Genomic DNA, 20,496 nt, shown 5'->3' with positions numbered 1-20,496 from the left:
AAGTTGACCTCAATTTTAATTTAACAGCCGTTTAACAATTGTTGAGAATGGTGTTAATTCAATTTGAATACGTTCAATGTAGTTATAAATTGAATAGGTATTTGTGTGTTTTATTACAATTTGAAAGTATTAGAAATTATTAAAAAAGGACTAAGATGAAATAATAGATTGAGAAAAATCCCAAAAATAAAATTCCGAAATAGGCAAGAATTTGCAACCATTTTCTAGGCTTTTTTTCATCAGGAAGTTCATTGCTTAAAACATTTTTAAGATTCATAAAACCAATTATTGGTGCAACCACAAAAGAGACAAAAGTTGCTAAAGCAACTAATTGAAGCATATTGGCTCCAAACGCAGCAGCAACTATAAAATTTACAATTGCTAAAACAAGAACAGCTATCGCAAAGTTGGTTTTGTTTTTTAAATCTTTCGGTTTTTTAAAAAGTAATCCAATAATATCAAGTGATACTCTTGCCGTTGCATCATGTGCCGTCATGCAAGTGCTAAACATAGTTGCAAAAGCAGATACTGCAATAAATATATAAGCCCAAGATCCAATGTGTGTTGTAAATAGTTCAACTATTTGATTGGCAAAAGCAACCGATTTACTACTTAATATGGTGTTGGTTCCATAGAGCGTCATACAACCAATAGTCAAAAAGAAAATTGCCAATATACCTGTCATAATATAACCAACATTAAATTCTTGTAATGATTCTGATAGAGCAGGTTTTTGTTTTTGAGTTTTCCATTTTTCAATACTCCATAAGCTAACCCAGCTAGATGCTTCTACGGTGGTTGGCATCCAGCCCATTAAACCAATTAAGAACAAAATACCTGCCTCATTAAAAATTGGAGTAGGGGTGAATCCGGCTGCTTGGGTAGCCTGTCCTCTGAAGATGACTAGTGCGGTTGTGACAATTAAAGCGACGAATAAAATACTTACCACATACTTTAATGATATTTCTAGAAAACGATATTTACCTACAATTAATAATGCGCTTATAAAAATAAATAGTCCTAGGGCAACTGTCGAAAGTGAAACATTTGAAATTTTAAAAAGATTAATGAATAATCCTGCGGTTACAGTGTATAGTGCTGCCAGAATAGTAAAGGTGGTAATAGATGTAATTATAGCATAGAACCATAAGTATCCCTTGCCGCGATTTCTGTACCCTTCAATTAATGTTTTATTGGTAACATTGGTGTAGCGAACTCCGAATTCAAAAAATGGATACTTAAATACGTTTGCTAATACAATTGGTATTATCATAATCCATCCATATTGAGCTCCAGCTTTTGTTGAAAGCACTAAATGTGAGGTACCAATCGCCATACTTGCAAAAAGAAGCCCTGGTCCTAAATTCCTTAAAAGAGTTTTAAAATTTGACATAATGTTTTAAAACGTTATTGGTTGGTATTCTATGTTAGGTGCGGTTATTTAATTTCGATTTTGTCTCCGAAGAATTTCGGTTGTGTATTCATAAACATATCTAAAAAAACTTTTACTCTTGCAAAGTATTCCCGTACATGCACTTTTAATCCATTTTGACCCGATACATCCTTAGCGTTAAAACCTATTGCATTTAAACCTTTTTGTTTACCTAGGTAAATTGCTCTTTCATTATGAAATTCTTGAGATATTACAGTAACCTTCTCTAAGCCAAAAACTACTTTAGCCCTATACATAGAATCCAAGGTCCTAAAACCGGCATAGTCTAAGTATATTTTGTTTTCGGGTATTCCAGCTTTAACGAGGTCTTTTTTAAATGTAGTTGGTTCGTTATAATACCGACTACCATTATCACCACTAACTAAAACGAAATCAATTTTTTTTGCTTGATACAACCTTACAGTAGCAGTAATTCTATACTCGTAGTACGGATTCGAATGCCCTGAACTTAATTTTTTTGAAGTGCCTAAAACTAATCCTACTTTGTTTTTTGGAATTTCGTCCGTATTGTCGAAAGTTTTTCCTTTAGCAGAATTCGTTATGGTAGTATGGCAAATAAATAAAATTAACAAAGGAATGAGAATAAATATTCCTGTTAATTTGAGAAGCTTTCTTTTCATTTAAAAAATGGTCTGGATATTAAAGATAGTAAATACAGATAAGTCCAAGTTTGTTGACTTGAAGAAATCAATATTTATTACTTAAATTTTTAGTGAAAGAAGCAAAAAGCATCATAAAATTTGTTGATTTATCATCATTTAAAAAAAAGAGTTTTTGAAATACAATTGGATTAAAGATTTATAAATGTTTACTTTTTTTTATAGTGGTAGATTTTTGTAGGAAAAATGTATTTCAACTAATTTATAATACCGTTCATCGGATATTTCTATATTATGGTGTTCTTCATCGATATTAAATCTATATATTTCGTTAAATATTAAGGATTATTCCCAAATCTTTATTTTGAATTAGGTCCTAGCTTAGGTTGTTATTCCCCCGATGAACCATCTAAATTGACCAAACTAATGGATAACTTCCAAAAGTTCCCTATATACCACGGGGGTGTATTGAATAGTATTATATTTATTTTAAATAACGCCTTCGAGCAGAGCATTTTTGTATATGTTTTTTCTCGAAGCTTTCGTATTACACTGCATTTACTTTTTTGGCCAATTAGATTTCACATTGGAAGTCTATTTAGGCCATTATTTATTTATAACCAAACCAATAAACCAACAACAATCTCCACTATATGAAAAAAATTACCCTACTCTCAATTCTATTTTTCTATACGGCCTTATCTTTTGGCCAAACACCTTGTTCCAATATAAGTACACTGGACTGTAGTCAAGTGGAAGTTGGATTGCCGCTAAATTTAGACTTTAATGGAAGTCAAGGTGGTATTTTAGCTACTGGTTTTACAATGGTAGATGCTCCATCTTCTAGATTAGCATCTGATGATGTTGGGGCAGACCCAGATGTTCCAGGACTAAAAAGTGGCAACTTATCATTGTCATCTGGACAGCTTAGCGTAACAGCCACAAAAGGGATAAATTATAATCAACCTTCTAGCAGTGGGAATACGAATTCTCAAATGAATGCTATAGGTATAGGTTTAGGTGTTGGTTCTGATGTTATAAATATTGAAGCAACATTTGCACAGCCAGATTTTAATTCTTCAACTCCTGACAATAAATCACAACAAGCTGGTATTTGGTTTGGATTAAATGAAAACAATTTTGTGAAATTAGTTGCGGTTGATAGGCCTGGTACAAGTGCTCAGAAATTTCAATTGGCATTAGAACAAAGCGTTGGTGGAGCAACTGGTTCTGGTACTACAATGACAATTAATGAGTTGAATACTAGTGATATATCAACTAATGGTGTGTCTAATATTACTTTAAGAATTTCTATTAATCCTAGTACAGAAAATGTAGTGGGTTATTATTCATTGGACGGCGCGCCTGAAGTCCAAGTTGTTGGACCAGGTAATTCACTAAGTATACCAGCTTATTTCTTAGCTGGTGTAGATCACGATAATAATATCGGAACGGATGAAATATCTTTTGCTGGAATAATGACCAGTACAAGAAATTCTACCGGCGGTTCTTTGGTGATTTCTTATGATAGTTTTTCAGTGACAGAAGAATCGACACCTTTTGAAGCACATGTAAACTTTCAAAATAATCCGTCATTTACAGTTCCTCCAGCAGGTTATATTGCTGATTATGGAAAACAATTTGGTAACTCCACTATTTCTGTTGGTGTAAATGATTATCAATTTGGTTGGAAAAAAGCTTCTGATGGTACTGCTATTGATATTTCAAATATCGCTGCTAATGGAGGGACTGGTGCTAATCATGGAGCTGGAAGAAATAGAATATCAGGAACATATTCAGGGGCGTCTATTCAAGAAAAATTGGAAGGTACGTTAATTCATTTCCAAGGAGACAATATCATATCAAATACTGGTGGAAATCAATCTTGGTCTGGTCAACCCAGAGGAAATGAAACGCTATGGGAGTTAGAAATACCTAACGGGACTTATGCAGTGACAGTTGGTCTTGGTGATAAGGATCCTAATAATATTGATAGTCGTCATAGCGCTACAATTGAAGGCTATACAATAATTCCAGCTTTTGTCCCTACGCCAGGTCAAACTGGGGTTGAAACAATGATTGTTGAGGTAGTTGACGGTGCATTAACCATGAACGGGCTAGGAGGTTTTAATTCTAAAATCAATTATATTGATGTAGTAGAAAGCTCAGGAACCCCTGTCAATGGTATTCTTGCATTCTCACCAAACACTATAAGTGAAACCATAGCAATTGGAGCTGCAGATACTTTTTCAAGTTCACTATCTGGTGCAGGAGCTACAAATATTGGTTTGGTAATTAATGATAATATTAATGCGGAAGATAAAACACTAACAGGCGAAAATGATTGGTTAACACTGCCAACAACAAGTTCTTTAGGACAATTTGATTTTACTATGGATGCAACTGCATTGGCTGTAAATGATACTCGTAATAACAAAATAATTGCAACTGCAAAAGGATTTAAACCAGCAGAATTAATGGCAGATGTAACAGTCGAAGCAGTCGTTGCATCAACAGTTATCCCCCCTTATAGAATGAATGTTGCAGGGCAAGATTATACCAAAGATGGGGATATGTTTGCTGCTGAAAATATAGCTTATCTAGAAGAGACATCGGGCACTACTGCAAATAATGACCCATACGATCTAGTAGGCGTTACCGATACAGATTTATATCATCCGAGAAGGTATGGTGCAGATTTTAGTTATAATTTTCCTATTGCCAATGGTGAATACACCGTGGCTCTTCATATGATTGAGAATTTTCATGATGCTGCGGGGATTCGAGTATTTGATGTCGAAATTGAAGGTAATCCGCTAATAGGTGATTTAGATCTTGTTGCATCCTATGGAAAAGGAGTTTTAGCCTTACAAAGTTATGATGTAATAGTTAGTGATGGCGAACTTAATATAGATTTCACGGCTTCAGCAAATAATGCAATTGTACAAGCGATAGAAATTTTACCTGTTGCTTTAAATGATGAAAAAGAAATTCTCTCATTTACTTTAGCGAATGAAACAGGTGCGGCGACGATTGACGACACAGCAAAAACAGTTAATATTGAAGTAAGTAATGGTACATTGCTTACCAATTTAGTGCCGACAATTACGCTATCAGAAGATGCTACCATTAGCCCTGCAAGTGGAGTGGAACAAGATTTTACGGATCCTATAAATTATACAGTGACGGCCGAAGATACGTCGGAGCAAGTTTGGACCGTAACGGTATCAGAAGCACCGAGTACGGCAACCGATATTCTTACATTTGTATTTGCTGAACAAACTGGGGCTGCAACTATTGATGCCACGGCACATACCATAACCGTTGAAGTGGCGAATGGAACATTATTAACTGGATTAGTACCGACGATTTCAATTTCTGATGATGCTACTATTAGTCCGGAAAGTGGATTAGCTCAAGATTTTGAAAATACTGTTGATTACACCGTTACGGCTGAAGATGAAACTACAGCTCAATTATGGCAGGTTACTGTAACCGAAGCTGCAGCAACAAATACGGCTCCTTCGATAACTAGTGCGGCAACCGCATCTGTTTTAGAAAATCAGACAGCTGCCATTGAGGTAGAAGTAACTGATGATAATGATGTAGAAGGACCAGGACTTCAATTTTCTCTTACAGGTACAATTGACGATAGTTTGTTTAATATTGATATTGTATCAGGTGAAGTCGCCTTTATTGATGTGCCCGACTTTGAAAACCCAGTTGATGCTGGAGGTGATAATATTTACAATATTGAAGTTACCGTTACGGACTCCGGTTCGCTTACTGCAGCTCAAAGCATAGCCATTACAGTAACAGAAGAAGTTGAGACTCCAGCTTCTGAATTCTCTTTTATTGAAAATTTTTCTTATACACCTGGGCAGTTAAAAGCAGTATCTGGGGGAGCTTGGGACCCTGAAGATAATACAGATGGAAGTGATAAACAAGATATTTTGGTAGTAGCAGAAGCACTAACTGACGGAACTACACATGCTTTAAATATTGAAAACCTTAATACCACTGTAGATTATATAACACTAATTGACAATCCTGTTGATTTAGTAGCAAATGTGCCTTTTTACTTCGGCACTTATTTTCAATTTTCTGAAATAAGTACAGCTACTAATAGTCCACGAGTTCGGGTAGCAATTAGGGTTGATGATGCAGACAGTGGCAATGAATGGGTGCGTCAAATTATAGGAAGATATGGAGGCGATGTCAAAGCAAGATTAGGGCTTTCTGGACCAAATTCTAATGCCGGACAACAAGATGTCTACCCGAATCAACTATTTCAATTTGTCGTTAAAGGAGTTTGGAATGGTACTGATACCATAACTTATGAATATACAATATCTCCTGCTCTTTCTGAGGGTGCTACGGCTTGGATAAGTGCTTCAGCAAGTCAATCAGCAACCAGTGGAACACCTAGCTTAGGAAGAATTTTTATTAGCTCTACAAATACTGATAATACTGGAAAAATAGGTCCAATTCGATTAAGTACAGATTATAATGAAGTGGTTACAGAACTAATAGATAGCAAACCATATGCAGCCTTTACAGCTGAAGTTTCAGATTTAACTGTTGATTTAGATGCCACAACGTCCTTAGATGATGGGACAATTTCTTCTTTTGCATGGGATTTTGGTGATGGAAATACAGGTAATGGAGAAACTACTTCACATACTTATATTAGCTCAGGTGATTATACGGTTTCCCTAACGGTTACTGATAATAGTGGAAACACTGCTGTTTTTACTGAAGAAATTACTGTTGAGGCCCCTTTTGTGGCATCATTTCCATATCAAATAAATTTTCAAGATGAGCTTACAAATGCTCCCGCTGGATATGTAAAAGATTTCGGAGAAGCTTATGGATTAAGAGATAATGGTTTAACATATGGTTGGATAAAATTATCAGATGGACAACCCATTGATTTGACTACCCCAAGTACTGGTACCGGAAGAAATCGTGAAGTTGCTGGTGTAGATTTATTATTAAATACATTAGTCCATATTCAAGGTAATGATATACCAAGTTGGGTAGGAACAAATCGTGGTAACGAAGGTGTTTGGGAAGTAGCCTTAGAAAATGGCTGGTACGAAGTAACAGTGAGTGTTGGTGATCCGAGTACAGATAGTGATTCAAGTGATTCACCGGTACATTATATTAATGTTGAAGGTGAAACAGCAATTCCGATATTTATAGTAGATTTCAATTTGCCGGAAGGGGACCCGGGCCGTTTTCAAACTAATACAGTAATTGTGGAGGTTCAAGATGGTAAACTTACTATTGACGCAGATGATGCAGGTGCTTTTAGAACAAAAATTAATTTCGCTACTATAGCTGAGGCTTCCGACCCGAGGTCTACAGAAAATGATTTATTATCTTTTGAATTATCAGATCAGACAGGTGCCGCAGTTATTGATGTGGAAGACCATACAGTTATCATAGAGGTTGAGAATGGCACTGATTTTTCTACACTATCTCCTACAATAACTATTTCTGATGAGGCCACAATAGATCCACTAGCAGGTTTGAATACAGATTTAGAAGATGGTTCAGCTATTTACACAATTACAGCTGAAAATGGTACTGAACAACAATGGTTTGTTACCGTAACAGAACTAATAGAGACTGAAACTTGTAATCCCTTCAGTCCATTGCCATGCAATGAAATTGTTACTAACCTACCGGTTAGCTTAAATTTTGATGGTACTGGAGCAGGGTTAGATAATACTGGATTTACCATGGTTGATCCTTATTCGGGATTACGTGTGTCAGAAGATGGTATTGCTAGCGATAGTAATTTTCCAAGTTACGAGCCAAGTAATTTAGCTTTAACGGTAACCGACAACCTCATTATAACAGCGAACAAGGGTATCGCTTATCTAGAAAATAATGCCCAAATAAATACTTTAGGCCTTGGTTTGCAAAATATTACCACTCCACTGGTTGTAGAGGCAAAATTAGTAGGAATTACAACAGGAGCTAATGCCGCACAAGCAGGTATCTGGTTTGGTATAGACGACGAAAATTTTGTTAAACTAAATGTAAACAACGACAATATTGAAATGCGTCGTGAAATAGGGGGGCTATCTGCAAATGGAGCAACCTCTCTCGATCAAATTCAAGTAAATAATGTTGGCGTTTCTGGTAATGATGTCACCTTACGATTAGTTATTAATCCTGATTTAAATACTATTACAGCATATTATGCTATCGATGAAGGGGCATTTATTCAAGTTACCAAAGCGAGTGCTAACAATCTTGAATTACCTACCGTTTATATGAGTGGTAAAACTGTAAGTGCTGAAATTGGGAATGCCAGTTTTGCAGGAGTTTATTCCACATACCGAAATGGTGCCAGTTTTAATGCGGAGTATGATTATTTCTCAATTACACCAGTGTTCAATCAGCCAATTATAGATGATCAATCGTTTACAATTTCTGAAGATGCCGCTATAAATGATATAGTTGGAACCGTAGTGGCCACCGATGACCAAACACTTAGTTATTCAATAACTTCAGGAAATGATGCGGGTACATTCGCTATAGATGAAACTTCTGGTGAAATTTCAGTATTGACAGCGCTTTCTTTCGAAAACACACCGCAATATATAGTTACGGTAGCGGTCAATGACGGAACAAATAGTGCTTCAGCAGAAATAACTATCGATGTTACAGAAGTAATTGAAACAGAACCTTGTTCGCCGATAAGTACTTTAGATTGTGATGAAATTGAAACATTACTGCCTTTATCGCTAGACTTTACGGTTGCAAATGGTAATCTGTCAGATTCAGGGTTAACAATGGTGCTAGAGCCAAGTGCCCGATTAGCTAGTGACGATGCTTTAGCTCATTTAACTGTGCCTGGGTATGCTCCGAGTTTAATTACTCAAGATGCAAGTGGATTGTCTATCATAAGTACAAAAGGTATCTTTTATAACCAACCGGTAGGCTCCCCAAATAGTAATAATACAAATTCGCAAATGAATGCTTTAGGAACAGGAATGGTTGTTCCTTCAGGTGTTTTTAGTATTACTTCAACTTTAGAAAATCCAGATTTTTCGGTAAGTGAGACTAATAATTCTCAACAAGCCGGAATATGGTTTGGATTAGATGAAGATTATTATATGAAATTGGCTATTCTTAAAACGGGTAACACTACTAGGAAGGTGCAATTGCAAGTTGAAAATATGGACGAAACAACTACTGCAACTGCCTTTCTAGAAATTAATACAGGTAATATAGCATCCAATACGGGTGATATTAAACTTCGCATGGAGATAGATCCAATTAATAGTACAGTTAAAGGTTATTATTCGTTGAATGGTGGTGCCGAAATTTTAGTATCAGATTCTGGAGCAGATTTCTTGGCAGTACCTGAGGAGTATTTTGAGGGAACTACTTTCGATACTTCAAACCCTTCTGAGGTCTTGAACTTTGCAGGTATTTTTACCACGCACAGAAATGCTGCTGTAGACCAATCTATTACAGCTGTATTTAAAGATTTTGAGATTATTGCAGAAGAAGTAGCTTTAGAACTTGCTTTTAATGCTTCTGAGCTTAACTTTATTGGAAATGTAGGGACAACTATACCTGTACAAACTACACTACTTTCTTCTACCTCAGGGAGTCCGACAGTAATCTTTTCAGATGATCCGGACGCTATGCAATGGTTGGTATTACCATCGGAAACTGAAGTTGGTGAAGTTACGTTTACAATAAAGGAGAATGTTCCTGCAGGAAATTATAGTACTACGGTCTTTGCGATTGACGAGCCTGAATTAGGATATGAAAATGCATCTATAACCATAAATTTAGAAGTTCGAGAAATACAAACTCCACTAGTTGTAGGAATTTCACCAACTGATGGAGCTACCGGGGTTTCTGTAAATGCAAGTATCTCTGCTAATGATTTGTTTTTACCCAATTTTGATGAAATAGGTAATACTGGTGTAGATAATAATTCAATCAGTAACAGTACCGTTAAAATTTATAAAGAAGGTAATACTACACCGATTGCCTCTACGGCAAATGGCACAGGTGGAGGCGATGCAATAAGTATTGTTCCGTCACAACCGTTAGAAGCCAATACAACTTACGTTGTAGAAATTGATGGTGTGCTAGATGTTACTGGTGAACCATTCGCATTCTTTACTTCTAGTTTTACAACTGGCGGTGGCGGCGGTGGTCCAACAACTGATTTGGATAATGTGTCTTTTGAAAATGCAGGAGCTGTAGCTTCTGGAGCCAAATATTCTACATTGACAATAGGCCCAGATGGCAAATTATATGGCTTAGAAATAGATGGTGATATTCATCGTTGGGATATGAATGTTGATGGTACTCTTACAAATGAAGAAGTATTAAATTCATGGAAGTCCTCTTATGGTTCTAGAGCTGCAATAGGTTTTACATTTGATCCAGATGCGACAGCAAATAACCTAATTGTATATATTACACATCAATCAGGCGCTTTAAATAATGCCCCGTCTTGGGATGGTAAAATTTCTAGACTCACCGGTGTTAATTTAGAGATTGAAGATTTAGTAGTAACCAATTTGCCTAGATCTAAAAAGGATCATTTAACAAATAGTATAGCCTTTAAATCAGGAGAGCCAGATGTATTATATTTCAATCAAGGTAGTAATAGCGCGGCCGGAGCACCTGATAATGCATGGGGTAATCGTAAAGAAAGACTGTTGTCAGCATCTGCTTTAAGATTAGATTTAAATAAACTTCCAGAAGGTCAATGGCCATTGAATGCTAAAACTACAATGGACCCTGTAGCTATTAATAACGTTAATACGAATTCACCAACTTTAACTTCTACAGTTGCTAACTATACCGAGGATGGACAAACTTATGCTGATGATGGCACGTATAATCCATATTATACAAATGCCCCATTAACGCTTTTCGCAACTGGTATTCGTAATGCGTATGATTTAGTATGGCACTCTAATGGTCAATTATATGTGCCTACAAATGGTACAGCGGGCGGTAGTAATGCTCCTGCTTCAATTGATGGAACAAGAAGACCAGATGGTTCTTTTTATGATCATTCAAATCCACTATATCCTGTAATTCCGGCTTCAAATGGTAATAATGTTCAACATGACTGGCTTTTCAGAATCGATCCAAATAGTTCGATTGGCTTTTATGGACATCCGAACCCATTACGTGGAGAATTTGTACTTAATAGAGGTGATGCTGATGTAAATAATGCTGTTTATAATGGTATTACAGCAGATGTAAATTATCGAGGAGATGCGTTTGATTTCGAATTTAATAAATCGCCAAATGGTGTTATCGAGTATCGAAGTAATGCCGAGAACGGGAACCTGCAAGGGGCTATTTTAGTGGTTAGGTATAGTGGCGGAAGTGATATAATTGCTCTTGTTCCCGATGGTACAAATGGTGATATTTCAACATTTAAAGAGGGTATCCCAGGCTTTTCAGGATTTAATGATCCATTAGATCTTACGGAAGATATAAACACAGGAAATATTTATGTATCGGATTATGGTAGTAGTAATATTATTCTACTTAAACCAAGCAATCAATCGACTCCAAAAGCAGTAATTGTTGTAAATACTGATGATTTTACTGGTGATGCCGTAACAAATGGAAGCAATCAATATTCAGAGGAAATTACATTATCAAATTTAGGTAATGCAACTTTAAATAATATATCAGCTCAAATAACAGGGGCTGATGCAAGTCAATTTAGTTTTTCAGGATTACCATCAAGTATAGCTGCTCAGAATTCTGGTTCATTTTTAATTTCATTTGATCCAACTTCTAATGGTCCTAAGTATGCTGAATTAACCTTATCAGGTACAGACGCTGATCCTGTAATCATTTCATTAAGTGGTCTGGGTAAAGTTGGTACAGGTGGATCTAATGAACCTTCATTACAGTGGATATTAAATACGCAACTAGGAGAAGGAGTTGTTAATGTTGGTGATACTAACACAACTACTAATTTAATTGATCTTGAAAGCGGGTCCGCTTACAATGATATATTAGGAGATGAGGTTGCTGTTCAAAAATTTGAAAGAGCATCAGATGCACCGGTAACCTTAGAAGTTTTAAGTGTATATGGTCCGGAAGCGAATAATCCAATTGTGGCATTTGGATGGTATGAATCTGGAAATGTAAACAGTGTTACTGAAGTATTTAATATAGAAAATACGACTTCAAATAATGGTCAAACCTTGAACCCTATTGTAAATGGTGCATTAAGTTTTGATCCAGGAATTCAAAGTTTCGGATTCGTTAGTAGATGGCCATTTTTTAATGACAGACAATTATTTAGTGAAGATGCGCTGAATATATTTAGTGGCGCAATACCGCATCATGTACGGGTATACGAATTACCAGGTGAAGACAATGCCTATATAATTGCCACAGAAGAACATGTATCAGGATTCGATTATCAAGATATTGTCGTAATTGCGCGTAATATTAAACCTTACGATGATACGCCTGCGGTAGCGTGTTCACCAATAAGCACTTTAGATTGCGACGAGTTAGAAGTCACATTACCATTCATGTTAGAATTTGATGGTACAGAAGGTGGTCTGAGTAATACAGGTTTCACAATGGTAGATAACCCATCTGAAAGAATCCCTGATGATGGCCCAATATCAAATTTAAACGTACCAGGATATGAGCCCTCACAATTAAGTATTTTAAATGGGAATTTGATTATTAACGCAAATAAGGGAATTTCATATATAAAGACGGGTACAGGCGCTGGAACAAGTACAGAAGTGAATTCTCAAATAAATACTTTGGGTGTTGGAATTGATGCGAGTAGCTATGGTAATTTTAGTATAGCAACAACAATAGTAAATCCTTATACGGATGCTGATGCAGATTCTGAACAAGCAGGAGTTTGGTTTGGTTTAAACGAAGATAATTTTGTAAAATTAATTGCAAATAGTACTTCTCAAATAGAATTACGTACTGAGTTACAAGCAGTTTCGGCAAATACTAGTCAAGTAATTACAACAGTGCCAAATTTAAACTCAAGTACTGTTCAACTTCGTCTTTATGTTGATGTTGAAAATTCTCAGCTAACAGCATTTTATTCCTTAAATGGAGGAACGGAGATACTACTTGGTAGCTTGCCATTACCTTCAGCTTATGTAAGCGGAAATGTAAGTTATGATAATTTAAGTTTTGCAGGTGTTTTTGCTACAAAACGACGTGAAGATGCTGCAACAGAAGTTGCTTTCACATTAGAAGATTTCTCTATTACACCTGATAACATAGTAACCTTTGAACCAGTAAATATTAATTTCTCATTACCAGAAGATGTGCCACCTGCAGGTTATTTAGTTGATTCAGGTTTAGATTTCGCAGATAGAGGTAATACCTATTCATATGGTTGGTTAACGACTGATGGTCAAACTACACTTGATTTATCTCAAAATGCAAGAAATAGAGAAGTAACAGGAGTTGATATATTACAAAATACCCTAATGCATATGCAGTATGGTGACGTAGGGAATGGTACAGGAACTAGTGGAGTATTAACAGAAGGTATTTGGGAAATAGCAGTGCCTAATGGTAGTTATACTGTTTCTGTAGGTGTAGGTGATCCAAATCTAGATACAGGTAATAGTAATGATATTCCAAGTCACACTATTAATGTAGAAGGCGTTAATATTATAAATCAATACGTTCCATCTGGTGCTGTTGGTACTGCAACAAGATTTACCTCAGGTTCTGCCACTGTTACGGTTACTGATGGTCGGTTAACAATTGATGCAGATGGAGGGCACAATACAAAAATTAATTCCCTTTCAATTACTGACGGAGGTGCTATTACTGAGCCATTTTTCACCAATGTAACACCTAGTAATAATGCTACAAATGTAGCTATAACCGACTTTCAAATTAATGTGGAGGTTGTTACTCCAGTAGGCTATGAATTGGATAAAACTACCTATGCAGGTAATGTAAATCTTTACGAAGTAACTGCAGGTGGTGAAGTGCTTGTACCATCAAATTCCAATGATACTGGTGGTGGAGATGCGATTACTCTTACCCCATTAAGCACACTAAAAACATTTACTACTTATGTATTTAGACTTACCGATGATATTGAAGCTAACTTAGTTGGCGATACCTCTGATCGTTTGGCATTTGCTGAATTTGAATCTCAATTCACTACTGGTGATGAAGATACGGTTGCCGAGTTAGACTTAACTGGTGTGGAATTTACCAAAGTTCCTGGTGGAGTTGCATTGGGTGATGGTACAGCTAATCAACGGTTCTCAAGTTTAGTAATCGGTCCAGATGGTAAATTATATGCTAGTACCATAGGTAATTTTAATTCTGATGGTAAAATTTATCGATGGGATATGGCAGCCGATGGAACATTAGAGAATTTAGAAATTCTTTCTCCAGAATTACAAGGTGCTGTACATCCTGAGGATGGAGCTAGATCTAATAATGATAGATTAATAATTGGATTAGCATTTGACCCCGCATCTACGGCTGAAAATTTAATAGCCTATATTACACATAGTACTGCATCGGTAACGAATGGACCTGAATGGGATGGTGTTTTAAGCAAATTAACTGGTCCTACACTTTCAAATGTTGAAGATTTGATAATCCATTTACCAAGATCTGGTAAAGATCATTTAACGAATAGTATTGAATTTGATTTACAAGGAGATATGTTTATCAGTCAAGGTAGTAATACTGCTGGTGGCGACCCAGATCCTAATTGGGTAAATCGACCAGAAAGGTTGTTAGCGGGTGCAATATTAAAAGTAGAACTTGATAAATTACCATCAACTTTACCTTTAAGTGCTTATACTACAGATAACATTGGTGTTATCAATAGTGCTACTTCAGGTAGTTTAACTATGAGTGATGGTACATACAATCCATTTGCAACAAATGCACCAATAACCATATTTGCAACTGGAGTTCGAAATGCATACGATTTGGTATGGCACTCCAATGGTTGGTTATATGTGCCAACCAATGGAACAGCGGGAAACAATAATAACTCGCCGAATTCACCCTCCACAGACGATTATGCATTGGCAAGAAGAATTGATGGATTAACATCAATTCCTGATGTGCCTTCTTTAACTGGTGGTGAAACACAAAAAGATTGGTTGTTTAAAACACAAGGGGGGTCATATCATGGACACCCAAATCCTTATAGAGGTGAATTTGTTTTAAATCATGGTGGAGCTCCATATAGTGGGTTGCCAGGTCAAGAAGAAACATCTTATACGGACGTGGCGAAGTATCCTAACGATTTAGGACCAGATCCAAATTACAGAGAACCAGCATTTGATTTTGGTAAAAATAAATCTCCAAACGGAGCTATAGAATATCAAAGTAATGCCTTTGGAGGAAAACTTCAAGGATTGTTAATGGTGGTACGTTTTAGCGGTCAAGATGATCTTTTAGTAATGCAACCAAAGACTAATGGAGATATTGGAAATGTTAATGGAGATGTACCTGGTTTAGGTGGGTTTGATGATCCTTTAGATGTAATAGAAGATCCTAAAACAGGTAATATCTATATTTCTGAATACGACAGAGATAATAATGGTACGCCAAAATTAACCTTGTTAAGAGCAACGGTGCCTGCAACAATAGGTCCTGAAATTGCTGCTACACCTGACGAATTAATTTTTGAAATAACAGTTAATAATGAAGGTGAAAATGCTGATACAAAAACCGTTTCCGTTACTAATGATGGTAACGCAGCATTAAATATTTCGGGTGCAACTATTTCTGGAGAATATGCTGATCAGTTTGATGCAGTTCAGCCTTCAGGTACAGTTTCTCTTGCGCCAGGTGAATCACAGGTTTATACCATTACCTATGCGCCTGACTTGAACGGTTCTAATCTTGGATATCAAGAGGCAAGTTTGGTAGTTTCTAGTGATGATGAGGTTAATCCAAGTTTTGAAATTGGCTTGCATGCCTTGAAAAAAGCAGGCTTTGAAGGAGGAGAAGAGCCTAATCTACAGGATGTAGTTGATGCTTTAGGAATTGGAGTAAATGTAGGTTGGACATCCTTAGCTAATGGAACTAATCCAGCTCCGAGTGGAGATGAATCAGAAGTGGAATTATGGGTAAAGGCTTCTGATGCTCCAATTAAGGTTACTCCTGTTGGTCGATATTCACCTGCAGAAGAACTTCCATTCGGATGGTATACTAATGTAGACGGAGTGGTCACAACCAATGAAGTTGGTGTGTTAGAAGGTCAGATTGAAAATGCACAAACCTTATTTCCGCCTATAGTATCTGGAGCAGATGAATTTGATCCACTAGGAGCAGTATTCGGTTTCTATGTAGATTCAAATTCTTTTCAAAGAATTAATTATAGTGAAGATGCATTGAATGCTATTCAACCAACGGGGGTTACGCATAGAACACGAATTTATCCAATGGCTGATCGTGAAGGTAATCCAATAGCGAATAGTTTTTTAATTGCTTTTGAGGATGCATCAAATGGTGATTACCAAGATTACATGTTCATTATTGATAATGTTATTCCTTATGAAGATGGCACTTTAGTGTTAGATTTTAGTGAGGACGAAGTAACTTTTGTGGCTTCTATTAACCAAGAAGAAATACCTACACAAGAAGTTGTGCTTTCCGGTAATGGAGGCCTAACATCTGGTGAAATTAATTTAATTGCAACAGAAGATTGGGTTGTTTTACCAACAAGTTTTGATGTTAATTCTTCTTTTGAAATAGGTGTTGATGTTTCCGGACTTTCAATAGGAACTTATCAAGCAAGTATAAATGCTTCAGCTCCTAATTATGAAGATGCATCAATAACTATAAATCTAAATGTTACTAATGAATTGGTATATGTATATCAATTTAATTTCCAAGATGCTGATGATGTTGCGGTTTCTCCACAAGGTTATATTGATGACTTAGGAGTTCCGTATGGTGTACAGACTACTTCTATAGGCGATTTTACCTTTGGTTGGGTTGAACCAGGTACTCTAGAACCAGCAGATGCGGCTGTTAATGGTAGGAATAGAGATGGTGATGCATTGTTGAGCACTTTTACAATTATCGGTCATAACAGTACGGCTACTTATCCTCAAAGAGATTGGATTGTAAATGTTCCAAATGGTTCATATTCAGTAAATATTAGCGTTGGTGATCCAGATTATTCAGATAGTAATCATGTTTTAGATGTTAATGGTGTAACTATTCTTAATTATAATCAAGAAACTACCGCACCTGACGATTTTGAAAATTTTGAGCAAACAAGCATGGTTGAAGTTACCGATGGAACTTTACGCTTATCATTAGGTGCTGGAGGCGCAAATGCGAAACCAAATTACATACGATTAGCACCAATAGACACATCATTGTTATTGCCTACAATTGTAGCTGATTTCGATGGAAATAGTAGTGCTGCTGATACGTACAGAGGTGAGGTTTCAATAGCATTGAGTGCAATTGATGAAAGTGAAAGTGGTAGTATCGTTCGATTAGAGTATATTTTGGATGATAATACTTTAGAAACATATAACGCACCTCTGAATGTAGTAGAAGTTGGTAGTCATGTTTTAGTAGTTACTGCAGAAGATGCAAATGGAAATATCTCAGAAGAGACGTATAATTTTACTATAGAAACTCCTTCTGGTGCTTTATTAGCGCTAGAAAATATGACTAAAATTCCTGGTACAAATAGAGGTTTTCCAGCTGATGATTATTATACTTTCCATAGACTAGGTAATCCTGGACAGGCTGAAGTTCATGACTCAAATGTTATGCGATTGAATAATTCGGGAACTGGTCCATTAGTTGTAACCGCAATAAACATTACTGATGCTAATGATTATTCATATGAACTATTAGATAACACAGGAGCAGCAGCCACCTTGCCAATAACAATAGAAACGGGTAGCTATGCCGATTTGGATATAACTTTTATTGGTGGTACAAGTACTGCTGTCAATGGTATATTTGTAGAATCTATTGAGATTATTTCAAATGCTGATAACGCCCTAGAAAATGAAGCAACATTACATGGAGCATATTCACCTCAACCTGAAGGTGGTGATGAAATAAATGCGCAAGAGGTTTTTGATGCATTTGGTTTCGAATCTAGTATGTTAAGTATTGTAAATGATGAGGGTTCTATTACACCTGCAAATACATTACCATACAGACCTAGTTCTAACTATCCTATTGCTGAGAACATTGATGCTGGCTATGAGGGTGATTTAATTTTGTCTTCAACATTTGTTCAGGCAGATCCTAGTAAACCAGTTATTGGAATTCAGATTTCTGCATTACATGGTGGTCCTAGTTCAAATGGTGCAAAGTTTGTACAGGCTGATGGAACTGGTACTGTTGGAGGAATTAATTTTAGTCATGATGGCACCTATTATCAAACCTTATTACCTAGAAAAGGAGAAGGTATAAATTATGATACTGCCACGTCTATTGGTGAACCATTCAGAATTGCTATTTCCAATTATCTAACTAGTGGAGGAAATAATATTAGTGGAAATAGACCTGATTTGCTAGGTGCTAGAGTTTATAAAGTTATTGATCATAACGGCAAAATAATTCCTAACGAATATATTGTTTTACAGGATTTTGTTCAAGGAGGTTGTGGAGCAGGTTCAGCTAACTGTGATTGGAATGATAATACGTTCTATTTTATAAATATCAGACCTGAAGCAGTTCCTACAGCGCAACCCATAGCAGATTTATTTGTTGCAATAGATGAATTGTTTACTATAGATAGCAATGAATATTTTGATAGGGGGTATCCTGGAAATATTTTAGAAATTACTGCTACAGCTAATGGTGAGGCTTTACCAGCTTGGATACATTTTGATCCAACCACAGGTATATTTGAAGGTACTCCTCCAATAGGAACCACGGGTAGCTATTCTATCATCCTTGCTGCCGAAGATGTAAACGGATTGACAGCTTCGACTAGTTTTGAAATTAGTATAAGTGAGCCTCCTGTAGCAACTGACGATAGTTACGAGACAGAACAAAACCTTGCAATAAATTTAGAATTATTGAACAATGATTCCGATCCTAACGAACAGGTGATAACAATTGTTTCAGTAGAGAATCCATTAAACGGTTTAGCAGAGTTAAATGTTGATGGTACTGAAGTTTTATATACTCCTGGACTTGATTATATAGGTTCTGATTCTTTTAGTTATACTATTGAAGATGAAACAGGATTACAGGCAACAGCAAGTGTTTCAATTACGATTAATGAAGTGAATCAAGCACCTGTTGCGATAATAACTACAAATACTATCGAAGGTCCTGCTGCACTCTATGTGGATTTTGATGGCAGTGGTTCTACGGATGACAACAATAACATTGTATCATATCTTTGGGATTTCGGTGATTTAAGTGGAACATCAACAGATGCAGTTACTAATTACACGTACAATTCGGCAGGTGTTTATCAAGCAAGTTTAACTGTTACTGATAATCTAAATTTGTCGCATACTACTAATGTAACTATTACAGTTACAGGCGTTGGTAATACTGCACCAAATGCTGTAGCATCGGTTACACCAATTGGAGGGTCAAATACACTTCAGTTTAATTTTGACGGTAGTGCATCTAACGATACCGAAAGTGGATTGACATATGAATGGAATTTTGGTGATGGTACTCCAGTTTCGACTATTGTAGAAACCGAACACACTTATGATATTGCTGGAATTTATACAGTTACTTTAAAAGTTACTGATGCCGGAAATCTTACTGATACCTTTACAATAGATGTTGAAGCTAAAGATTCCGTTATTAATGATTTTTCATTACGTATTAATGCAGGCGGACCGGAGTTAACACATAATGGTGAGGTGTTTGCCACTGATCAGTATTTTACAGGCGGTAAAGCATATGAAAATACCAGTGCAACGGTTACTTCTTTATATCAAACTGAGCGAAGTTCTGATCAGGCTGCATTTGAGTATGATATTCCATTAGCGGATGGCGAATATAGTGTAGTACTTCATTTCGCTGAAATTTATTGGGGAGCCAATGGCGGTGGTGCTGCAGGTGTTAGTCAGCGTGTATTCGATGTGATAATGGAAGAAAATACCATTCTCGACGATTATGATATTAACGCCGATGTAGGTTCGCAAACAGCAGTATCTAAAACTTATGATGTCATCATTACCGATGGTGAGTTAAATTTAGTATTTGATGCCACTGGAAGTGATGGTGTAAACCAACCTAAACTATCGGCCATTGAAATTTTTGGTTCAGCAACAGCTGTTAACGAACTTCCAATTGCAGATGCTGGTGATGATAAGACAATTACCTTACCAACGAATAGTGTTGAGTTAGTAGGTTCTGGAACTGATTCGGATGGTACAATCGATTCATATGCATGGACGAAAGTAAGTGGACCAAATGGAGAGTCCTTAAATG

3 protein-coding genes are annotated in these 20,496 nt (G+C 36.4%); 1 reads left to right on the top strand and 2 read right to left on the bottom strand.

The genetic code is table 11. The features are described from left to right. Window positions 1-139 precede the first annotated feature (139 nt). A complete protein-coding gene (locus tag ABJF52_RS12005; RefSeq protein WP_348150411.1) occupies window positions 140-1,393 on the bottom strand; it encodes a divalent metal cation transporter in 1,254 nt (417 codons plus the stop codon). 44 nt (window positions 1,394-1,437) lie between these two features. Then, a complete protein-coding gene (locus ABJF52_RS12000; protein ID WP_348150408.1) occupies window positions 1,438-2,073 on the bottom strand; it encodes an ElyC/SanA/YdcF family protein in 636 nt (211 codons plus the stop codon). A gap of 632 nt (window positions 2,074-2,705) precedes the next feature. On the opposite strand from ABJF52_RS12000, the gene ABJF52_RS11995 reads away from it, so the two are divergent. Beyond that, on the top strand, window positions 2,706-20,496 hold a 17,791-nt coding region (locus tag ABJF52_RS11995; protein WP_348150405.1), incomplete at its 3' end, for a malectin domain-containing carbohydrate-binding protein.

Source organism: Aurantibacter sp. (assembly GCF_039941195.1).
Classification (GTDB): Bacteria; Bacteroidota; Bacteroidia; order Flavobacteriales; family Flavobacteriaceae; genus Aurantibacter_A.
This window is presented reverse-complemented; position numbering and strand designations above follow the sequence as displayed.

Bases quoted from the DNA above. Each gene is read 5' to 3' on its own strand.
- ABJF52_RS12005 (WP_348150411.1), bottom strand. From the start codon at position 1,393: ATGTCAAATTTTAAAACTCTTTTAAGGAATTTAGGACCAGGGCTTCTT.
- ABJF52_RS12000 (WP_348150408.1), bottom strand. From the start codon at position 2,073: ATGAAAAGAAAGCTTCTCAAATTAACAGGAATATTTATTCTCATTCCT.